Below are 17,888 nucleotides of genomic sequence, written 5' to 3' on the forward strand. Positions count from 1 at the left end.
TCTTGAGGTAGTGGACGAGGCGACGAGTCCCGAACTGGCGTCAAATCCAAGGACTCGTCGCCTCGTCCACTACGATCAACCCTCACTTTTAGCTGTAACAGACCACTAGGGTACCTCCGTGGCGTCCACAAGGATCAGCTTTTCAGCGGTTCGCGTGACTTTGCCGAAGTCGATTTCGCTGGCGATCTCCTCCGGAGCGCCCGTCCATTTGAGAAGCACGACGGTCGTTGATCCCGAGCGGCTGTAGCTGTAGAGCTGCGAGCCCAATCGTTCGATCATGGCATCCGCCTTGGCCTTCGTATCGCGGTCTCCTTCAATCCGCAGCATGAACCCGTCGGAAAACGACCTCGAACCGCCCGACGACATCTCTCCACCACCGCCCGGCCCGCCTCTTGGTCCGCCCCGCGGACCACTTCCTGAGCCGCGGTTCCCAAATCGATCTCGCAATCCTGATGGCATGCCGCCGGAACGTCCTCCGCCAGCCGAACCGCGTGGGCCGCCTCGCATTGCATCACGAAACTGTTGGCGGTTCTCATCCGACTCGCGTTGCTTGGCTTCCGACTCCGCTCGCTTGGCGGCCGCCGCCAGCTTCTCCGCCTGCTCGCGATCTGCTTTGAGTTGCGGGTTCTTCAGTTCGGCCCACTGCCTCCGAAGCGACGCCACGTTGCGAGTCGTTGAATCTTCGAATTGACGATGAGCGAACTCAAATTCTTTCTGAAGCGTCTTCGCTTCCTCACGATCAGGCCCCGATTTCACCAGCTCGTCCAGCGTGCCATTGATGAAAGGCAAGAAAGCCTGCTCAGCATCGGCATGATCCTTTGGGACAGTGAAATAGCCATCCGCTTCAAAGCCTTTGATCGCGATTTCGATGAGTTGATCGTTCAGCTTCGCCAACTCCTGGTGAACAACATCAGGTTGCCCTTCGGCTTCGTATTGGTTGACCCGTTTGGCGACGTCATCCAGCGTCTCGATGAATTCGAGATAGATTTTGGAAGCCTTGAACTGACTGGGTTTTGACAGCGGGAACAGCGCCGACCCAACATACTTTTGCATCGCGTCCTTCCAAAACCGCTTGCCGATCCTGGGGTCCTTCGAGAGTGCGTGTTCGCTCGCGACCGTCTGCTGGTTCCCCGACCCGAACATGTACTTGTCGAAGAAGGCACGATTGCGTTCACCAATGGATTCCTGAAGTGCTGGATCGCCCGTGGGAGACGCCAACGCGACTCGCATCAGTTCGCGACTGCGTTTCTCGCCTTCGATCATTCGTTTCACCCGTTCTTCGTATGCCGGGGTTCCCTTTTCAAGCACCTCAACACGCTGGCCTTCCTCGCTGGCTTCCCGTATTTGGAACCATTCATCGACGATCTGCTCGGGCGTCATCGGCTTGATCGAAGACACAACGATTGCGGGAGCATTGGCGTTGCCTGAGAGAGAAGTGTCGCTGGTCGATGAACCGACTGAATCGCCGGTGCCACTCGTTACGTCCATCGCCACCGGGCCGACTTCCTCGCGGCCCGACAAAAACAGAAACGCGCCCGCCCCCAGCAAAGCCAAGACCGCGACCGCGGTTCCCACACCGAGAATAGCGGCGATTGGAAGCGAGGAGGAACTGGATTTGGTCGCGGCTCGAGGTGGGCGGTAGGGCTGAGCGGATTGCAGTGGATCGCTGGCCTGCTGAACCGGCATTCGACGTGCAGGCGAAGTGCCCCGCGCCGAAGTGGCGGGAGGAGACACCGCTGTCTTCTGCCGTGAGCTGGCTGGCTTCTGAGCGGGAATGGTGGTCTGTATTTTCTGCTGGCACTTCGGGCAGTTCAAAACCACACGACTGCCAGCTTCGCCCCGATATTTCAATCGCGTTTGGCACTTGGGACACTGGATGACCAGCTCAACACTCATCGAAAATCGCCCCCTGATTCAGCACTCGAACTTTTTCGCGAGACGACTCCAACGAGAAACGGCCTGCCAACGTTTCGCCTTTCAAGCGTCGGATACCTACGAAGATAGCGGTTTCGATGGGGCAAGGTGGGTTCCCTCAACGTGTGTCATGATTAGGCTTGCGTTTCATCTTTCTTGGACGCGATGAACTGCACCAAGTTCCACCGCCAATTCCCCCTTCGCTTCGCGAACGCCTTTCGATTGCAACCATGCCCCATCCCGAAAACATTCTGGTGACCGGAGCGACGGGCATGATTGGTGCCCCGGTGGTGAGACGTGCGGCGGCCGCGGGTCACCACGTGCGGGCGGTCGTGCGATCGGGATCGGATCGTCGGGTTCTGGATGGCTGCGACGTGGAGTGGGTGGATTCGGATTTGACCAATCCCAATGCCGCTTACCAAGACGCGATTCGCAAGAGCGACGTGATCGTTCACACCGCGGCGCACGTGGGTGACTGGGGGCCAGTGTCGACCTACCGAGCGATCAACTTGGACGCGGTCGAAGACCTGCTGCGTTTTGCATCAGGCTCGGATCGATTGCGTCGGCTCGTTCACCTCAGTGCACTCGGTGTCTACCAAGCCAAGCACCACTTCGGCACCGATGAAGCCACACCCGTCGACCTTCGCGGTTTCGATGGCTACACCCACACAAAAGCACTCGCGGAAGGACTCGTGAATGCCGCTCACCAAAAGGACGGCATGCCAACCGTGATCGCTCGACCCGGGTTCACTTATGGCGAAGGCGATCGACGGATTTTGCCAAGGCTGATGCAGCGATTCCGAAACGGTTCGATCCGGATGATCGGCGACGGCCAGCGAGTGCTGAACAACACCAACATCGACAACCTCATCGACGGATTGTTCCTGTGCATCGACCACGACGCGGCCGTGGGCGAGACCTTCAACTTGCGAGACGAGCGTTTGGTCACGCGAGCGGAATTCCTCGGCGCGGTGGCGGACTTCCTTGAGCTTCCACCTCCCAAACGTGTTCCGCTGTGGTTCGCCAAAGTCGCTCGCCCGGTCCTCGAAACCTACGGCCGAATTCGCGGTGCGGACGAGCCACCTTTGCTGACCGGCGCGACAATGAAGTTCATGACGCTGAACTTGGACTTCAGCATCAAGAAAGCCAAACGCTTGCTCGGCTATCAACCGCGAGTCGATTTTCGCGAAGGGATCCAAGACGCACTGAAGTGGGCGGCAGAAAATGCAAGTCACTGAACTCACCGCGTTCCTGGTTCCGCTGCCGCTCAAACGCGAAATCAAACATGCTTCGTTCACGCGAACGGAAAGCATCAATCTGCTGATCCGATGCCAGTTGTCCAACGGCACGATCGGCTGGGGCGAAGGCGTCCCGCGTCCCTATGTGACCGGAGAAACGCCCGAAGGATGCTTGCAACAACTCTCGCGATCCAACCTTCATCCCGCGTTGATGCAGTCCGCATCGAACTGGCCCGAGGTCATCGCAATCTGTGATGCATTGCAGTTCAACAACGACTCCGACGATCCGCGCGGCTGCGGTTCCAATTCGCTGCGATGCGCGGTCGAACTCAGCTTGCTCGATGCCTTTGGCAGACACTTCGGCGAACCTGTCAGCGCGGTGGTGCCGCACGTTGCCGAAGCAGCGGAAATCCATGTGAGACAACCTCGCGTTCGTTACTCCACCACAATCACATCCTCGGGTGCCAAAAGCGAGCGAATCTCCGCTCTTAAAATGCGTGCCTATGGGTTCGCTCAATGCAAAATCAAAGTCGGTGTGGACGGGCAAGACGACCCGTCACGTGTCGCTCGTATTCGACGCTGGATCGGCGGTGGAGTGGACCTGCGGTTGGATGCCAACGAAGCTTGGCGTCCCGAGGAAGTCATCGAGAAGATGCGTCCGCTTCGCGAGTTTGGTGTGACTTGCATCGAGCAACCGGTGGCTCACGATCAGGTCGATGCTCTCGCGACGCTTCGCGAATCGATTGGCGTTCCGATCATGCTGGACGAATCATTGACCAGCCGCATGGATGCCAAGCGGGCCATCGAGCTGGGCTCGTGCGACCTGTTCAACCTTCGGCTTTCCAAGTGCGGTGGCTTCTTGAGTTGCCTTCGCTTGGCCGCGCTCGCCCGAGCATCGGGACTCGGTTACCAACTCGGGTGCCATCCCGGCGAGTCCGGTGTCCTCTCGGCAGCCGGCCGACACTGGGCCAGCTCCGTTCGCGACATTCGCTACCTCGAAGGTTCGTACGATCGACACCTGCTGACCACGTTGCCAACGCAGGAGGACATCACGTTCCGATACGGCGGGTGGGCACCGGCACTCGATTCGCCGGGCCTGGGCGTCACGATTCGCGAAGATTGGTTGCGACAGAACGCGAAAGCGGAACGCACGTTTGTGGTCGATGCTCAATGAATGGCATGCAGCAATCGCCACAGTGCGAGATCGAGATGTTCGACGGTGCCGGTCGGCTGCGATTGATGTCGCGACGCTGGAGTGTGACTCGTCCGCGCGGTCGCGTGGTGTTTTTGCACGGTATCGTCAGTCACTCGGGATGGTATTTGGCCAGTTGCGATGCTCTGGCTCAAAATGGATTTGAAGTCCACTTTCTGGACCGACGCGGTTCGGGAGGCAACCCGTCTCGGCGTGGCGATGTCGATGACTGGCGTCAGTGGATCGACGACGTGGTTTGCTTTCTGAAAACTCAACCGCGTGATGTGGCATTGATCCTGGGCGGGATAAGTTGGGGCGGCAAACTAGCGTCCGTGCTGGCGGCCGAGCATCCTGATCTGATTGATGGGTTGGCACTGGTATGCCCGGGAATCTACGCGGCGCAGTTTCCTTCGCCAGCCAAGTACCGATTGCTCGGCGGACTTTCGCGGTTGGGCCTGAGCGGATTGCGGGTTCCGATTCCGCTGAAGGATCCCGCGTTGTTCACGGGAGTCGCTCGCTGGCAATCGTTCATCCAAAAGGATTCGCTAACGCTTCGCAAAGTCAGCGTGCGATTCGCGTTGGAAGACCGGAAGCTGACCCAGCACGCCCGGGAGGTCGCCCCGACAATTCGCACTCCGACTTGGTTGGTTTTGGCTGGGCGAGACCGGATCGTCGACAACCCGAAAACACGCGAAATGTTGGATCGGATGGCGGCGAGCGACAAAGAATGCACGTGCTACGACGAAGCGGCCCACACGTTTGAGTTCGAACCCGACCCACGCCCTTATTTTCGTGATCTGACGAACTGGGTGACTCGGGTCGCTCGCCAAACCGCTGGGGATTGAGCCCATTGGAAGGATGCGGGATATTGCCGGGGAATCTCCGCTTTTCCTGACTCACCGGCTCACCGCATGACTGCCTCCGCGATCTTGGCCTGCCAAAAATACCCCGTGACCACCGTCATTGGGTTGGAAGTCCACGTCCAACTGAAAACGCAAACCAAACTGTTCTGTGGCTGCACCACCGAATTCGGTGCTCCACCCAACACCCAAGTTTGCCCGGTGTGCCTCGGAATGCCTGGAGCACTGCCCGTGATGAACCGCGAAGCGATCGCGTTGTCAGTCAAAACCGGATTGGCACTCAACTGCGACATCCCGCCGCTGACCAAGTGGGACCGCAAGCAATACTTCTACCCCGATTTGCCGAAGGGCTATCAGATCAGCCAATTCGATTTGCCGATCTGCGCCGACGGGCATCTGACGATCAGCACGGACGACGGCGAGACCGAACGCCGAATCGGTCTTGTGCGAGCTCACTTGGAAGAGGACGCCGGCAAGAGCATGCACGACGAGGCGTCAGGCATCAGCGACACGAAGATCGACCTCAACCGATGCGGCACGCCTCTGTTGGAAATTGTCAGCCAACCGGACCTTCGGTCGGCCGATGAGGCCAAGGCTTATCTCAGCGAGCTGAAGTTGTTGCTGACTCACCTGAAGGTTTCTGATTGCGAAATGCAGGAAGGCAGCTTGCGAGTCGACGCCAACGTGAACTTGCACATCGACGTCGAGGGCAAAAAGATCGCGACACCGATCGTTGAGATCAAGAACCTGAACAGCTTCCGAAACGTCCAACGTTCGATCGACTACGAAGTCCAACGTCAGCTGATTGCCTGGGAAGAAAAACGTCAAACGATCGACGATGCTCCCAAGACCACTCGCGGTTGGGATGACTCCGCCGAGCAAACCTTTGCTCAGCGAGAAAAGGAAGAATCGGCTGACTACCGATACTTCCCCGACCCCGATTTGCTGCCCGTCCGCCTGCCTCGCGAATACGTGGAATCGATCTCAGAATCATTGGGTGAATTGCCAGCGGTGACGCGAGAGCGGCTGCAGACGCAGCATGCGATCAAGCCTTACGACGCCGACGTGATCGTCAACCAAGGCCCGGACGTGATCGAATACTTCGAGACCGCCGTGGGAGCCAGCGGTGATGGACGTCGCACATCGTCGTGGATGATGCAGGACGTGATGCGGACAATGAAGGAACGCAGCATCGACATCGATGCGTTCCCCATTCCAGCCGAGCGGCTTGGTGAATTGATTCGAATGATCGCCGATGGAAAATTGGACAACAATCGCGCTCGCGATGTGTTTGAACACTTGCTGACGCACGACGAGTCGATCGAACAAGCGACCAAGTCATTGGGCATCGAAGCGGTCGACGACGACGCGTTGGAATCGCTGTGCAAGGAACTGCTCACGAACAACCCGCAAGTCGTCGAGGACGTGAAGGGCGGCAAGCAACAAGCGGTGGGTGCCTTGATCGGACAAGCCAAGAAGAAGAACCCCAACGCTTCGCCACAAGCCGTCCGCCAATTGCTGATCGACCTGATCGCGAAGATGTAGTTCGCGGATCGTGGTGGAGGATGACAGCGTTCCCGCACAATCGGCACAATCGTTCCGGTCTGGATCCAGTCGTGAGCCGAACGGTGGCGTGACGTCGCAGAAACGCCTCCTTGGGTGCCGATGATTGGGTGTGGGGTACGCTTGAGTATTCTCATTCGGCGTGCGGTCGTTCAACGACATCCCGTCGGACTTCATCCATCGGCCAAGGTCCCATGAACGCTCCCGCGACATCTTCGTTGAATCGAGCGAAACCGGATTGGGGATATCGCATCCTGCTCACCGTCGCCGCGATTGTCGCTGCTTGGTTGCTGCTGATGCCCATTTGTCCGCCGATTGTTCAGTCGACGATGCAGCGGTTCCACTTGCGAACGCCGTCGTTCGCCTGGTGGGCGATCCAAACGCCGATCCCGGCGATGTACAACTTCAAGAACACCACCGAGGTTCGCGACTTGCCACCGGAAGGTGAACTGGCCGGGCTGGTTGACCCGCTCTGGTTGTCGCCTCTGGAAGAAGACACGAGTGGACTGGGGGTCTTAGCCACACGAACGATCAACCACTATCCGGTGCGTGAGTTCACGTTTGCCAACGGTCGAGTTCGTTACCTGCAGGAAGACGACCCGCGATGGTTGGTGGTTGAGTCCCACTATCGCGGCGAGTCGATGCAATCAACTTATGAATTGACCCGTGACGATGCCGGCGTTTGGCAAATGGTATTGGCAGAGGAGACATCGCCATGAATGGTATTGCTTCTCCGCCAAAGTTTCGCTGGACCGAATTGACGCCGCTTCACCTGACCTGGGCCGGCATGATGCTGGGCCTGTTTTGGAAGTGGACGTTCTTTCTGCTGGCGGATCGCATCTACGAAGCCATCCCGATCCAACACGATTTTTTCCCCGCGTGGTTGCAATCCGCGACGGTTTTACGCGTAGCATTTTTGACGGCGGGCATTTCAGTTGTCGCCGCATGGATCACTGAACAACGTTTCCCTCGATGTTTTGCCGCCGCAGTGACTTGGTCCGCAGCCACCGTGATGCTGTGTCATCAAGGCAGCTACAACGACGTGACGTTTGTCACGTTTTGGTGGTGTAGCCTGTGGGCGTTTTGGTACACCACACGGCTGGAAATTGACGTTCCAGAGGAACTCAGTCGCAAGGCCGGGCGTCTCAGCCGAGTGATCGTTTCGGTTGTGTTGCTGGGCGGAGCCTCCGGCAAATGGACGGCAGAATATTGGTCCGGTGACGTGTTGTGGGAAATCTATTTTCTCGACCGAGACTTCTGGGTTTTCAATCTTTTGAGATCCAACTTTGATACTGAAACACTTCGCAGCATCGCGACAATCTACAGCCGAAAAGTCGTCCTGGTCGAAACCGTCGCGGGGCTGGTTGTTTGGTTGCTTCCCGCTCGCTGGGCAGCAATCATTGGTGCGGTCGTGTTCACATCCATAGCCCTATTTTCGAATTTCATGTTGTTCTCCGTGCTGAGCCCTCTGATCGGATTGTCGTTGGCAGGATGGTTGCCTCGTCGCCGCGTTGATGCGGCCGATGTCGATGCCACTCGCATCGATACTGCAATCGCTCCCGCAGCCGATGACCACCTGACCGCGGGTGTGAGTGGATGAAAAGCATGCGTCCGATTCAAAATTGGTCCCGACGCATTCGGTTTGGACTGCTCAATCGCTTTGTCTTGCGACCGACGACCGACCCGATCGACTACCGGCCACAAGTTCGTTGCCGCGTCTCGCTGCTGGAACACGATGGATCTGATTCCGTTGAATCCGCTTCCCATGCCTGGATCGAATCCTTTGTTCATCGGGTCGGAAGCACATCGGCGAACGGCTCTTCCAACGAAATTGCTGACAACGGCAGCCTGGATGATTGGCGAGAAATCCCGCCGCCCAACGACCTCGTGTTGAAGTTCCCGGGTACCGGTGGACGAGCGGAGCGGTCGACACCGTTTCCGATGCAAACCAAGGTTCCCATCTCGAAGTCCGCAGAAGTGTGGACGTGGAATCCGCCCGGGTATGGCGGCAGTCCCGGCGAAGCAACCCTGAAAAATCTGTCGGGTGCCGCTGCGAGGTGGTCCGAAAAGGTCCTCGCCGCTCGCACTCAATCATCCACCGAAGCAATCCCCACACGCATTTGGCTGAGCGGCAACAGTCTAGGATGCTTGCCCGCGATGCATGTTGCGTCGGCACTGATGGATGCGTATCCCTCCGCCGTTCTTTGGGTTCGCAATCCTCCTGATTTGCGACGCGTGATTCTCAACATCTCAGCGAGGTATCGAGCAACCACCGCGATGCAACACGTCTCGGCCGTGCTGCCAAAAGACGTGGACGCAGTTGACTTGGCCAATCGCTGCCGAATCCCTGCGGTTTTCTTGATGTCTGAGAAGGATGCTTTGGTGTTGCCTGAGTATCAAAAGGCAATTCACTCCGCGTACTCGGGACCGAGTTTGGTTGTGGAACTGTCCGGATTGAGTCACGACGATGTGCTGGAAGAAGAGCACCGCCCCGCGATCAACAACGCTCTCGATTGGGCGATTCGCCGATCACAGCGACCAACGTAGCCCGGGCGCATCCGAGGCAATTCGTGGCTTTTGACGAGCCGCGTCCAACAACAGAGTTGCCTTCATTCGACGTTCGAGATCGGGAACCAAGCTGGCTTGCATGCGTCCGCGGCCAAGGCGATAGAGCCGACCGACTCGTTCAAAGCCGCTTTTCTGGAAAGTGCGTTGCGAAGCAATGTTTGTCCAGTCCGTCGTCGCAAACCAGTCGTGCAGATTCAAGTTCAGCGCGTCCTCGACGGTCAATTTTCGAAGCAGCGCCGCCATCAGCCCGCGACCTCGGTGTTCTGGATCAGTCCATGCGTTGAACAGAAATCCGCAATGAGGAGGCATGGTCAACGACGAACCCAGGTGAACGCTGCGGCTGTAGTTCTCAGAAGCCGGAATGTAGCCAGTGGCTGCCCAGACAAACGCGATCACGCAATCCTGTTTCCAAACGCCGTACAACCATTGATCACCGCTGCCGTGATCCGTTGTCCGATTGGTGTGAGCGATCCCAGTGCCGACCGTCGAATCGATGAGACTTTCGCGACGCAACTGCTGAAGCTCGTCCTCGCCGATGGCTCGAAACGAAAGACCATCCGATCCCGCATGCACGATTCTCGCATCATCACCACCGTTCGATGGCTCTGAGGTCGCGTGCAACAAACATGTGACATCCATCACGTGCAGTCGCCGGATCGCTCGATAAAGAGTTGCCAACGTCGCAGACATATCCAAACCTCAGTTACTCGGTTCGGGTTCGTGCGAATGAGCATCCGATCGTCGATAGTCACTCATCGAGTAGATCATTGGTGGCTCGGACGTTTCCTCATCGGCGTCGAACAGGATCTCCGACTCAACCGTTCGGATCGGCAACATTGCACTCACCTCGTGATGCAGTGTCGGACTTGGAAGTGGCGTCTGGTCAGGAAGAAAGCTTCGATGCTCTTCAGCAAAGGCTTCCTCGATGGTCAGCGGTTGATCTTGAGGCAGATCCTTCACACGCCGCCACTGTACTTTCAACAACTGAGTCGCGCGGTCTTGTGCCATTCGCACTTGCCCGCGAGCATGCTTGGCGAACACGGAGATTTCCAAGAGTGGAATGGGCCGCGAGTGCAGGCGTCCTTTGTATGTTTCATCGCCTCTCATGTAGTCGATTCCTGCACGGCCGAGACGATGAGCCTCTCGGAACATGTGCGAATTCAACATGATGCCAGGCTTCAGATCGGGATACGCGTGATTGACGCCAGTGCTGTAGCAATACTGTCGCCTGTCATCTCCGATGAAATGCAGTTCGGTTGCAATGACCTCGTCTCGATAGATCAACTGAGGCAACACCAACCGACCTCGGTCGCTCATTTCCAATGTGGCATCGGTCACAAACCGGATCATTCGATCATCGGCATAGGTTCCGGGTTCGCCGGCGTCCTGCCAACGTTTTTGATGCAGCTCAATCAGCTTCAACAGCCCCATGTGGACTTCTTCCGGAGCAGCCGCATCTCGCACGAACAGTTCTCCGTCGCTTTCGTCCAACTTGCGAAGCAGCCCACGAACTCGATTGCGGTACTTGCGTGATCGCGTTGCCAGGAGATCTTCCCAGGTCGCTTCGCAACGATTGAACCAAAGGTGCATTCGACTGCGGATGCTGGTCGGCACTTCTTGATCTTCGAGGCATCTCGCGAAAATTTCCATCGCGGGATCGCCGGCGATCGTGCCGTCGAAATCAATCTGGTCCCAACCGTGCGTTCGATCTGACGAACATTCGATCAAATGTTTCGCGAAAGCGGTGGCAACCTCTTCGCGGTCTTCGGGTCGCGTCAAAATCGAAACGTGATCGGTGCAGACATTTCCCGCAGCGATGGTTTGCAATCGACGAAGATCGCCGTCGGTTCGCTCCAACGGCAGCAACCCACAGCAGGCACCCGATTCGTCTCGGGCCACCAGAAAAAAGGCTCGTTCGGCATCGCCAAACTGCTGCCACCATGAGCGTAACCAAACCGTTTGCCGAAATGGAATCCCGCCCGCCAGGCGGTCCCAGGTGTTTCCGTCGGCCAACAAGTTTTCGGGCGAATCGCTAATTTCAATGTGGATCATGCGGAACTTTAGACCACCCCCCGATTGCCCATTGCAACAAACGAATGGTTTTGACTTACAATCGGTGCGTCTTCACGCAAAGACTCAACCCAACCCGCACAACCATCGCAACCCGCTGCGAACCGTCCCACCATCCCACCAAAGCCCATGCCCACGTCAGCAATCCGCAGCACATCGCAATTTCATCCGCGCCGGACAACTCTGATTCGCCGTGCCGCGTTGGCCGGATGCATGGCGGCCAGTTCCATCTGCGGCATCGGTCTGTCGGCCAACGAATCAACCTCCGGCGAATCCGCACCCTCAACCTGGACTCAGTTCCACGGTCCAAACTCGTACGGTGACGCAGGTGCCGGCACGCTGCCAACGACATGGAGCGAAGAAGACTACGCATGGACGACAAAGCTCAACGCTCGGCATGTGGGCTCACCCGTCGTGGCGGACAACCAAGTCTTCTTACTCGACACCGCCACCGATCCATCCGACCAATCGATGAAGCTGGACTTGGTCAGCCTGGATGCCACGACCGGCGAAACCCTTTGGCGTCGCTCACACGCCTTCGCCGAGCGTCATCGACACAGCCGAAACACGGCGGCTTCCAGCACACCGGTCGTGCATGAAGGACACGTTTACTTCGCATACGGAGACGCCAACCACGCCGAGTTGTTGGCTTACGACATGATGGGTGAATCCGTTTGGTCGCGAGACCTCGGGCCTTGGTCAGGAGTGCATGGCTTTGGTTCCAGCCCGGTAGTGATCGATTCGAAGTTGCTGTTGTTCAACGATCAGCAATCCACCAGCTTGGAATCTTGGCAGACTCCAGGCAAGAGTTCCATGTTGGCGTTCAATCTCAAAACCGGTGAAACGATTTGGGAGACACCGGTGACGTCAACGCGACCATCGTATGGTGTGCCGACCACGGATGGGCAACAACTGATCTGTGCCAGCACCGGCGATGGAGTCTTTGGACTGGACCCTGAAACGGGCAAGATGCAGTGGTCGATCAAGGTCTTCAACAAGCGATGTTGCAGTTCGCCGTTGGTGGTGGGTGACTTGGCGATTGGAACCTGCGGTAGCGGCGGTGGTGGAAACTACTTGTCCGCCGTGCGAATTCCTCAAAGTGCCTCCGAAAAACCCAGCGAAGCATTCCGCATCAAAACATCCGCCCCGTATGTGCCCACTCCGGCCGTCAAAGGCAACCTGATGTTCTTGATTTCTGACACAGGAATCGCGACCTGCATCGATTGGCAAAACGACGGCGAGAAAGTTTGGACCAAACGATTGGGTGGCAATTTTGGTGCATCGCCAATCATCATCGGAGATCAGTTGCTGGCCATTTCGCTGGACGGCACCGCTCATGTGATGCCCGCCAGCGATTCACCAACCGGAGCACAGAAGTTTGATCTAGGCGGCCCAGTCGGAGCCACTCCCGCGTTCACCGGAGGCCGTTTGTTCCTACGAATCAACGACCAACTGTGCTGCTTGGAAACCAAGTAACCAGGCATGAAGGAGCCCTCGCGCATTGGAGCCGTTTGGTGTTCATCAAGGTTCCTGAGCGCAACCGGCTCGCAGGGTTGAACCGAATCATCCCTGCCTACCTGCCTAGTGAGGACCGCCTATTGAGCTCGCGCAATTTCGATCGTTGCGTCAGCGATCAGGCGGTTGGTGTACTGGGTCAAACGAGCCTCGGCACCACGGAACCAACTTAGCAGTGGAGTTTGGTAATTCGCCGGAGCGAACGGTGCAGGGCCCAAACGATCCAGCGGCCAAGCCGTGCTGATGAAGCGACGACGAGCCGGGTCGAATTGGTAGTCGCCTCCGAGCGGGCATTGGGGCCGACCACCCAAAACCAATTCGGCTTGGTCAATCACTTCGTCCACCGGCACACCTAACTGAGCCACCAACGAATTCAGAAACTCAGCTCCCGCGAGACTGGCCGCGGCGGCTCGTTCGTAGAGCTGCTGGTTCACCCAGCCTTCCAACTGGGTGCCCTTGAGATTGTCGATTCGGCCTCGTACCTGAGCGGGATCGTCCACTTCATTCGCAGCGAGGTGTGGCAGCGACGCGTTGAGCACGTCGGGCTGGAACGACAAAACGCTGAAGCCGCCTCCCGTGTAGCGGTACAAACCGCCGATCAGACGATTCATGCCTGGGCCGACCGGTTGACCACGTCCCAAACCCAAAGGCAATCGGTCCAGTGCTCCGGGCTGAGGCCACGCGCCCAAGTATCCAGGCAACGTCTTGAGCGCTCGAAACTTGCTGATCAAGCCATCGATCGACTCGGGTTCAGGTGGAAACGAATCCTTGATTGCAGCGAATAAATGCGTCGGCGGGCCGAGCGTGTCGGATGCCACGTGAGCTTGCAACGACACGACGTCATCGGGTGCAAACTCCATCGCGACTTGCGTGGGCGGACCGAGTTGCTTCGCCCAACTGCCGTAGTTCTCCGGTTGCCACGGAGCGATTTCGGCATGAATCGTCAACCGTTCGCGGCGTTCACCAGACGCGGGTCCCGACGGATCGATCGGGAACTCTTCCCGCTGCACACCGATCACGATGGGATCCAACGAACTGAATTGATCACTGTAGGCAGCCGCGATTTGGCCATACCAACGCGATTCGCTGGCGGTCACCATTTCGACAGGGTTATCAGCGATCGGCAAGAACGTTCCGCGAGCACCGCGACGCGTGTCGACCAAGTGGTTGGCGAACGAAACCACACCAGTTCCGTCGGCCCGATCGCCAAAGTTCTCTGGCAAGAACCCTGCGTTGATCAACCCATCGATCTCTTGAATCACAGGCTCACCAAGAACGGCGTTCGACCGCGCCGCCATGCGAGCCAAACGCACCAAGGCGATGTCAGCCTCAGCCTGCATCCGCCGGCGCAGTTCGATCAAGTACGAAGGGGCCAACAGTCCCTGCAGCATCTCCGCTGAGAAATACGCGAAGATCGTGTCGTTGCGTTCCAGCGGCATGTAGCTGCGTGCCAACTGAAAGTCAGCCGTTGCAGCCAGGGACTCGCCGGTCTGTGCTACCTCCAGAAAACGGTCCGCGATCGTTTCGCTGTTTGTGACCAAGATGCAAGGCCCCGCTTCCACCAAGAACGATCGCACTTTGTTGTCGCTGCTGCGAAGCAACGTGGCAGAGCCGTTTGCAAGCTCGACTTTCTTCAGCGTCACCGCATCGTTGCTGTCCGCCAATTTGGTTCGGTCGCTATTCAAACTGCTTCGCAACAGGAAGACGTTCTTGGCATGAAACAACACACCCATCGATGCACCATCGTCCAAGTACATGTCGCGACCGATCAAGGCTTGGTCTTCGATCACACTGGGACCGAGCAAACGGCTCATCGCATTGGTTTGCACGCCCAACTGACGTTCCAAGCGTTCCGCCGATTCGTTGCTGATTCCACGCAGTGTGATCATGCGTGAAATGTCGCCGCCATACTCCAGCGTCAAATCGCGAAACCACAGATAGTTTTCGAACGAGCCATACCGCAAGTAGAAACACTCTGGAGGCACGTGTTCCGCCAACACTTCCATCGCGGGTGGCTCAATGGGAGCGGTCGAAACCGGTGGCTGCCAAACCGGTGGTGCAGGCAAAGGCAAAGCGGCGACCTGAGCTGCCGTCGGGTCATTCAACGTTTGCTGCAGAGCACCTCCCGCCGCAGCGACCGCGAAGACTTCGTTCGCGACTCCGGCAGCACCACCGATCCACTCGAGCGTGTTCAGCAGAGGGTCTTCCGATTCGGTTTCATCACCGCGTCCGAACCAAGCCGGCAATGGCAGATTCAAACGCCCGGACAACATCGCCACCAAATAAGTTGGAACCCACGGCGGAGTGTCCGTGGCATCGATTTGTCGTTTCGCGGCGGCCGTGGTTTCCTCCCACCATGCGGTCTGCATCGTTCGAGCGAGTGCCGGATCAGCCACCGGTCGAACGTCGATCATCGTCAACGTTCCCAAGTGATCTCTCACGGGAACGGAGAATGGTTGGTCACCTGAAAACAAAAACATGACGCGGCGTCCGACCGTTTGTTCCTTGGCATCGTCACTCGACGCCAATTCACGAATCAAATTGCCGACGCGGTTCAGCAATCGACCGCGGCCAATCTGCGGCACAGGTTGCTCCGACGGTGGACGCCCGACCGTGACCCGCACATCGTTGCTCACGGGATAAAAGACTTTGGTCGACGCCGGTGCGGGCTCCCCGTCGATCGTCAGCGGACCTGGGCTTGGCCCGACCACCGGGTTTCGCAGTGGCATTTCGATGACCGCGACGCCGTAAGGTTGGCCCGTGACGGCTTGCACACGAACGTCGACTGCGTTTGCTGCACCGCCGAATGGCTGGGCAACCTGGCCGGGGGCACCAAACGGGATCGGCGGAATCGGGGCGGGCTGGAGCGGCGTGACGGGCAATTGAGCATTCACGACCGCGGCGTCACCGGCGATCAACAGGCCAAACATCACCCCGGCGAAGCAAACCGCCTTCGTGAGAAAACTCTTCTCGGGAAACAATGTGCGAATGGGGGTGGATTGTTCAGACGGGGAAGGCATGATCAGAGTCTCGTGGGGTTCGGCAGCGTGGTTTTCACCAGCCGTGTCTTGCGACATTCTATTCGGGCCTGAATTGGGCACGCGAATCCTGAACATTCGAAACCTCTCACCCAGAAAGTCAACCGTGGCCAGCCCGTCTCGAAGTGGTGTCTTCCAAGCCGAAACCGATAGCCGACTGGAAGCATACGCCGAAAGCATCAGTTTTGACTCGCGTCTGTACGAGCACGACATTCGCGGATCGATCGCCCACGCGAACATGCTTCGCGACGTGGATCTGCTGACGGACGAGGAATTCAAACTCATCAAGGACACTTTGGAAACCATTCGAGGTGAACTGGATCGCGGCGAGTTGCCGATGCGATTCGAGCTCGAAGACATCCACATGCATGTCGAACAAGCCCTCATCGATCGGATCGGCGACACCGGCCGCAAACTGCACACCGCTCGCAGCCGAAACGATCAAGTCAGCACGGACACCCGAATGTGGATCCGGCAATCCCTCGATGAAATCGATGCGTTGCTGGTGGATCTGCAAGCGGCGTTTCTGTCGCGTTGTGAGAATGACTTTGACATCATCCTGCCCGCCTACACGCACCTGCAACGAGCCCAACCGGTGCTGGCGCCGCACTACTGGCTGGCCTACATCGAAAAGCTCGAACGCGACCGGCAACGAATCGCCGATTGCCGCAAACGAGTCAACCAGTGCTCGCTGGGCATCGCCGCCGTCGCCGGCACGACTCTGCCCATCGATCGTCAACACACCGCGTCGGCGCTCGATTTCGAAGGCATCACCGCGAACAGCCTCGACACCAGCAGCGACCGTGACTTTGTGGTCGAGTCCACGTTTGTGATGTCGCTGATTGCCTCTCACCTGAGTGGCTGGGCCGAAGAATGGATTTTGTGGAGCACGGTGGAGTTTGACTTCATCCAAATCCCACAAGCGTTCTGCACCGGCAGCAGCATCATGCCGCAAAAGGTGAATCCAGACACATTGGAATTGACCCGCGGAAAATCAGCTCGCGTAATGGGTGCCCTGCAAACCCTGATGCTGCTGATCAAGAACCTGCCACTGGCTTACAACCGCGATTTGCAAGAAGACAAACCGCCGTTGTTCGATGCCTTTGACACAACCCGAGCGATGTTGGAGTTGGCCGCGCCAATCGTTCGCGGCGCCGAACTCAAACGAGAATCCATCTCGGCACGGATCGAAAAGGGATACCTCGATGCAACGACGTTGATGGAATGGATGATCGCTCGCGGGATGCCACAACGAACCGCTCACCATTTGGTCGGCGCGATTGTTTCCGAAGCGATGCAGCAAGGTGTGACGCTTTCTGATCTGCCGCTGGAGACTTACCAAAAACTCAGCGACCAAATCGACGAATCCGTCTACGAAGTGCTTGGCACGGCCAACGCAATCGCAGCGTTCCGCAGCGAAGGCTCCACCGCACCGGCACGCGTTCGTGAGCAGATCCAGCTGTGGACCTCACGCCTCGAAAACGCGTGACCAACACCATCGCAACCCGTATCCCACCGACGCCGCTCGCACAGTTCGTAGCCCACCGACGCCGCTCGGTGGGCAATTAGCGTAGGCCAGGTCCCACCTGGCCTGACGAATCGGTGCGAAGCCGCCACAGACCGTAGCCGGATTCGCAACCCGAACGCGTCAGCAAGGAACCACCAGGGCATTGAAAAAGTGAAATTGACAATTGTAAATTTCAAATTGTCATGACGCTCGAATCAGGTTCCCTGAATCCGCGATATTGCATTTTGTAATTGTCAATTTGCCCTTTGCGATCAGCACCACGAAGACGCTGCAAGAACGCCTCAAGAGCAAGAGTACCCCCTGCCCGATTCGAACGAGCGTTTCCGACCGGATATGGGCCGATGTCCTGGGCCACTAGACGAAGGGGGCGATGCGAGACGGCCAGTCCAAACCGGCCGTCTC

General features: G+C 57.8%; 13 protein-coding genes and 1 tRNA gene. 9 read left to right on the plus strand and 5 right to left on the minus strand.

Annotated features, from left to right (window positions below):
- Positions 1-105: 105 nt before the first annotated feature.
- A complete protein-coding gene (locus CEE69_RS29205) occupies positions 106-1,896 on the minus strand; it encodes a hypothetical protein (RefSeq protein WP_099264069.1) in 1,791 nt (596 codons plus the stop codon).
- Positions 1,897-2,144: 248 nt separating this feature from the next.
- On the opposite strand from CEE69_RS29205, the gene CEE69_RS29210 reads away from it, so the two are divergent.
- The 7 genes from CEE69_RS29210 to CEE69_RS29240 all read left to right on the plus strand — a co-directional run bounded on the left by CEE69_RS29210 (position 2,145) and on the right by CEE69_RS29240 (position 9,314).
- Positions 2,145-3,152, plus strand: a complete 1,008-nt coding sequence (locus CEE69_RS29210; RefSeq protein WP_099264091.1) for an NAD-dependent epimerase/dehydratase family protein — start codon at positions 2,145-2,147, stop codon at positions 3,150-3,152.
- Positions 3,139-4,326, plus strand: coding sequence for a dipeptide epimerase (locus CEE69_RS29215; RefSeq protein ID WP_099264070.1), 1,188 nt, complete (start codon positions 3,139-3,141; stop codon positions 4,324-4,326). Before CEE69_RS29210 ends, CEE69_RS29215 begins: the two co-directional genes overlap by 14 nt.
- Positions 4,327-4,331: 5 nt before the next feature.
- On the plus strand, positions 4,332-5,189 hold the full coding sequence (locus CEE69_RS29220) for an alpha/beta hydrolase (RefSeq protein WP_233215764.1): 858 nt from the start codon (positions 4,332-4,334) through the stop codon (positions 5,187-5,189).
- A 66-nt stretch (positions 5,190-5,255) separates the two neighbouring features.
- The gene (gatB, locus tag CEE69_RS29225; protein ID WP_099264072.1) at positions 5,256-6,749 is read left to right on the plus strand and encodes an Asp-tRNA(Asn)/Glu-tRNA(Gln) amidotransferase subunit GatB; all 1,494 of its coding nucleotides are present in this window, start codon (positions 5,256-5,258) and stop codon (positions 6,747-6,749) included.
- A 212-nt stretch (positions 6,750-6,961) separates the two neighbouring features.
- On the plus strand, positions 6,962-7,486 hold the full coding sequence (locus CEE69_RS29230; RefSeq protein WP_233215765.1) for a hypothetical protein: 525 nt from the start codon (positions 6,962-6,964) through the stop codon (positions 7,484-7,486).
- Entirely contained in the window at positions 7,483-8,367 is an 885-nt protein-coding gene (locus CEE69_RS29235; RefSeq protein ID WP_233215766.1) for a hypothetical protein, read from the plus strand. The genes CEE69_RS29230 and CEE69_RS29235 overlap by 4 nt, the downstream gene beginning before the upstream one ends.
- A 5-nt stretch (positions 8,368-8,372) precedes the next feature.
- A complete protein-coding gene (locus tag CEE69_RS29240; RefSeq protein ID WP_233215767.1) occupies positions 8,373-9,314 on the plus strand; it encodes an alpha/beta hydrolase in 942 nt (313 codons plus the stop codon).
- Here CEE69_RS29240 and CEE69_RS29245 read toward each other — a convergent pair.
- Positions 9,297-10,025: a GNAT family N-acetyltransferase gene (locus tag CEE69_RS29245; RefSeq protein WP_099264074.1), complete on the minus strand. Its 729-nt coding sequence runs from the start codon at positions 10,023-10,025 to the stop codon at positions 9,297-9,299. The two genes, CEE69_RS29240 and CEE69_RS29245, sit on opposite strands and share 18 nt — an antisense overlap.
- 9 nt (positions 10,026-10,034) lie before the next feature.
- Positions 10,035-11,387, minus strand: coding sequence for a GNAT family N-acetyltransferase (locus CEE69_RS29250; protein ID WP_099264075.1), 1,353 nt, complete (start codon positions 11,385-11,387; stop codon positions 10,035-10,037).
- 147 nt (positions 11,388-11,534) lie between these two features.
- Between CEE69_RS29250 and CEE69_RS29255 the strand changes: the two genes are divergently transcribed.
- Positions 11,535-12,881 (plus strand): outer membrane protein assembly factor BamB family protein, encoded by a 1,347-nt coding sequence (locus CEE69_RS29255; RefSeq protein ID WP_233215768.1) that lies wholly within the window; start codon positions 11,535-11,537, stop codon positions 12,879-12,881.
- Positions 12,882-13,000: 119 nt separating this feature from the next.
- On the opposite strand, the gene CEE69_RS29260 is transcribed toward CEE69_RS29255, so the two are convergent.
- Positions 13,001-15,940 carry a hypothetical protein gene (locus CEE69_RS29260; protein WP_233215769.1) on the minus strand — a complete coding sequence of 980 codons (2,940 nt, stop codon included), beginning with the start codon at positions 15,938-15,940 and terminating at the stop codon, positions 13,001-13,003.
- 124 nt (positions 15,941-16,064) lie between these two features.
- On the opposite strand from CEE69_RS29260, the gene argH reads away from it, so the two are divergent.
- Positions 16,065-17,447, plus strand: a complete 1,383-nt coding sequence (gene argH / locus CEE69_RS29265) for an argininosuccinate lyase (RefSeq protein WP_099264094.1) — start codon at positions 16,065-16,067, stop codon at positions 17,445-17,447.
- 333 nt (positions 17,448-17,780) lie between these two features.
- On the opposite strand, the gene CEE69_RS32645 is transcribed toward argH, so the two are convergent.
- Positions 17,781-17,855 (minus strand) — tRNA-Met (locus CEE69_RS32645).
- Positions 17,856-17,888 lie beyond the last annotated feature (33 nt).

Source organism: Rhodopirellula bahusiensis, assembly GCF_002727185.1.
In the GTDB taxonomy this organism is placed as follows: Bacteria; Planctomycetota; Planctomycetia; order Pirellulales; family Pirellulaceae; genus Rhodopirellula; species Rhodopirellula bahusiensis.

Coding starts and splice junctions, on each gene's coding strand:
- CEE69_RS29205 (WP_099264069.1), bottom strand. CDS start 1,896: ATGAGTGTTGAGCTGGTCATCCAGTGTCCCAAGTGCCAAACGCGATTG.
- CEE69_RS29210 (WP_099264091.1), top strand. CDS start 2,145: ATGCCCCATCCCGAAAACATTCTGGTGACCGGAGCGACGGGCATGATT.
- CEE69_RS29215 (WP_099264070.1), top strand. CDS start 3,139: ATGCAAGTCACTGAACTCACCGCGTTCCTGGTTCCGCTGCCGCTCAAA.
- CEE69_RS29220 (WP_233215764.1), top strand. CDS start 4,332: ATGCAGCAATCGCCACAGTGCGAGATCGAGATGTTCGACGGTGCCGGT.
- gatB (WP_099264072.1), top strand. CDS start 5,256: ATGACTGCCTCCGCGATCTTGGCCTGCCAAAAATACCCCGTGACCACC.
- CEE69_RS29230 (WP_233215765.1), top strand. CDS start 6,962: ATGAACGCTCCCGCGACATCTTCGTTGAATCGAGCGAAACCGGATTGG.
- CEE69_RS29235 (WP_233215766.1), top strand. CDS start 7,483: ATGAATGGTATTGCTTCTCCGCCAAAGTTTCGCTGGACCGAATTGACG.
- CEE69_RS29240 (WP_233215767.1), top strand. CDS start 8,373: ATGCGTCCGATTCAAAATTGGTCCCGACGCATTCGGTTTGGACTGCTC.
- CEE69_RS29245 (WP_099264074.1), bottom strand. CDS start 10,025: ATGTCTGCGACGTTGGCAACTCTTTATCGAGCGATCCGGCGACTGCAC.
- CEE69_RS29250 (WP_099264075.1), bottom strand. CDS start 11,387: ATGATCCACATTGAAATTAGCGATTCGCCCGAAAACTTGTTGGCCGAC.
- CEE69_RS29255 (WP_233215768.1), top strand. CDS start 11,535: ATGCCCACGTCAGCAATCCGCAGCACATCGCAATTTCATCCGCGCCGG.
- CEE69_RS29260 (WP_233215769.1), bottom strand. CDS start 15,940: ATGCCTTCCCCGTCTGAACAATCCACCCCCATTCGCACATTGTTTCCC.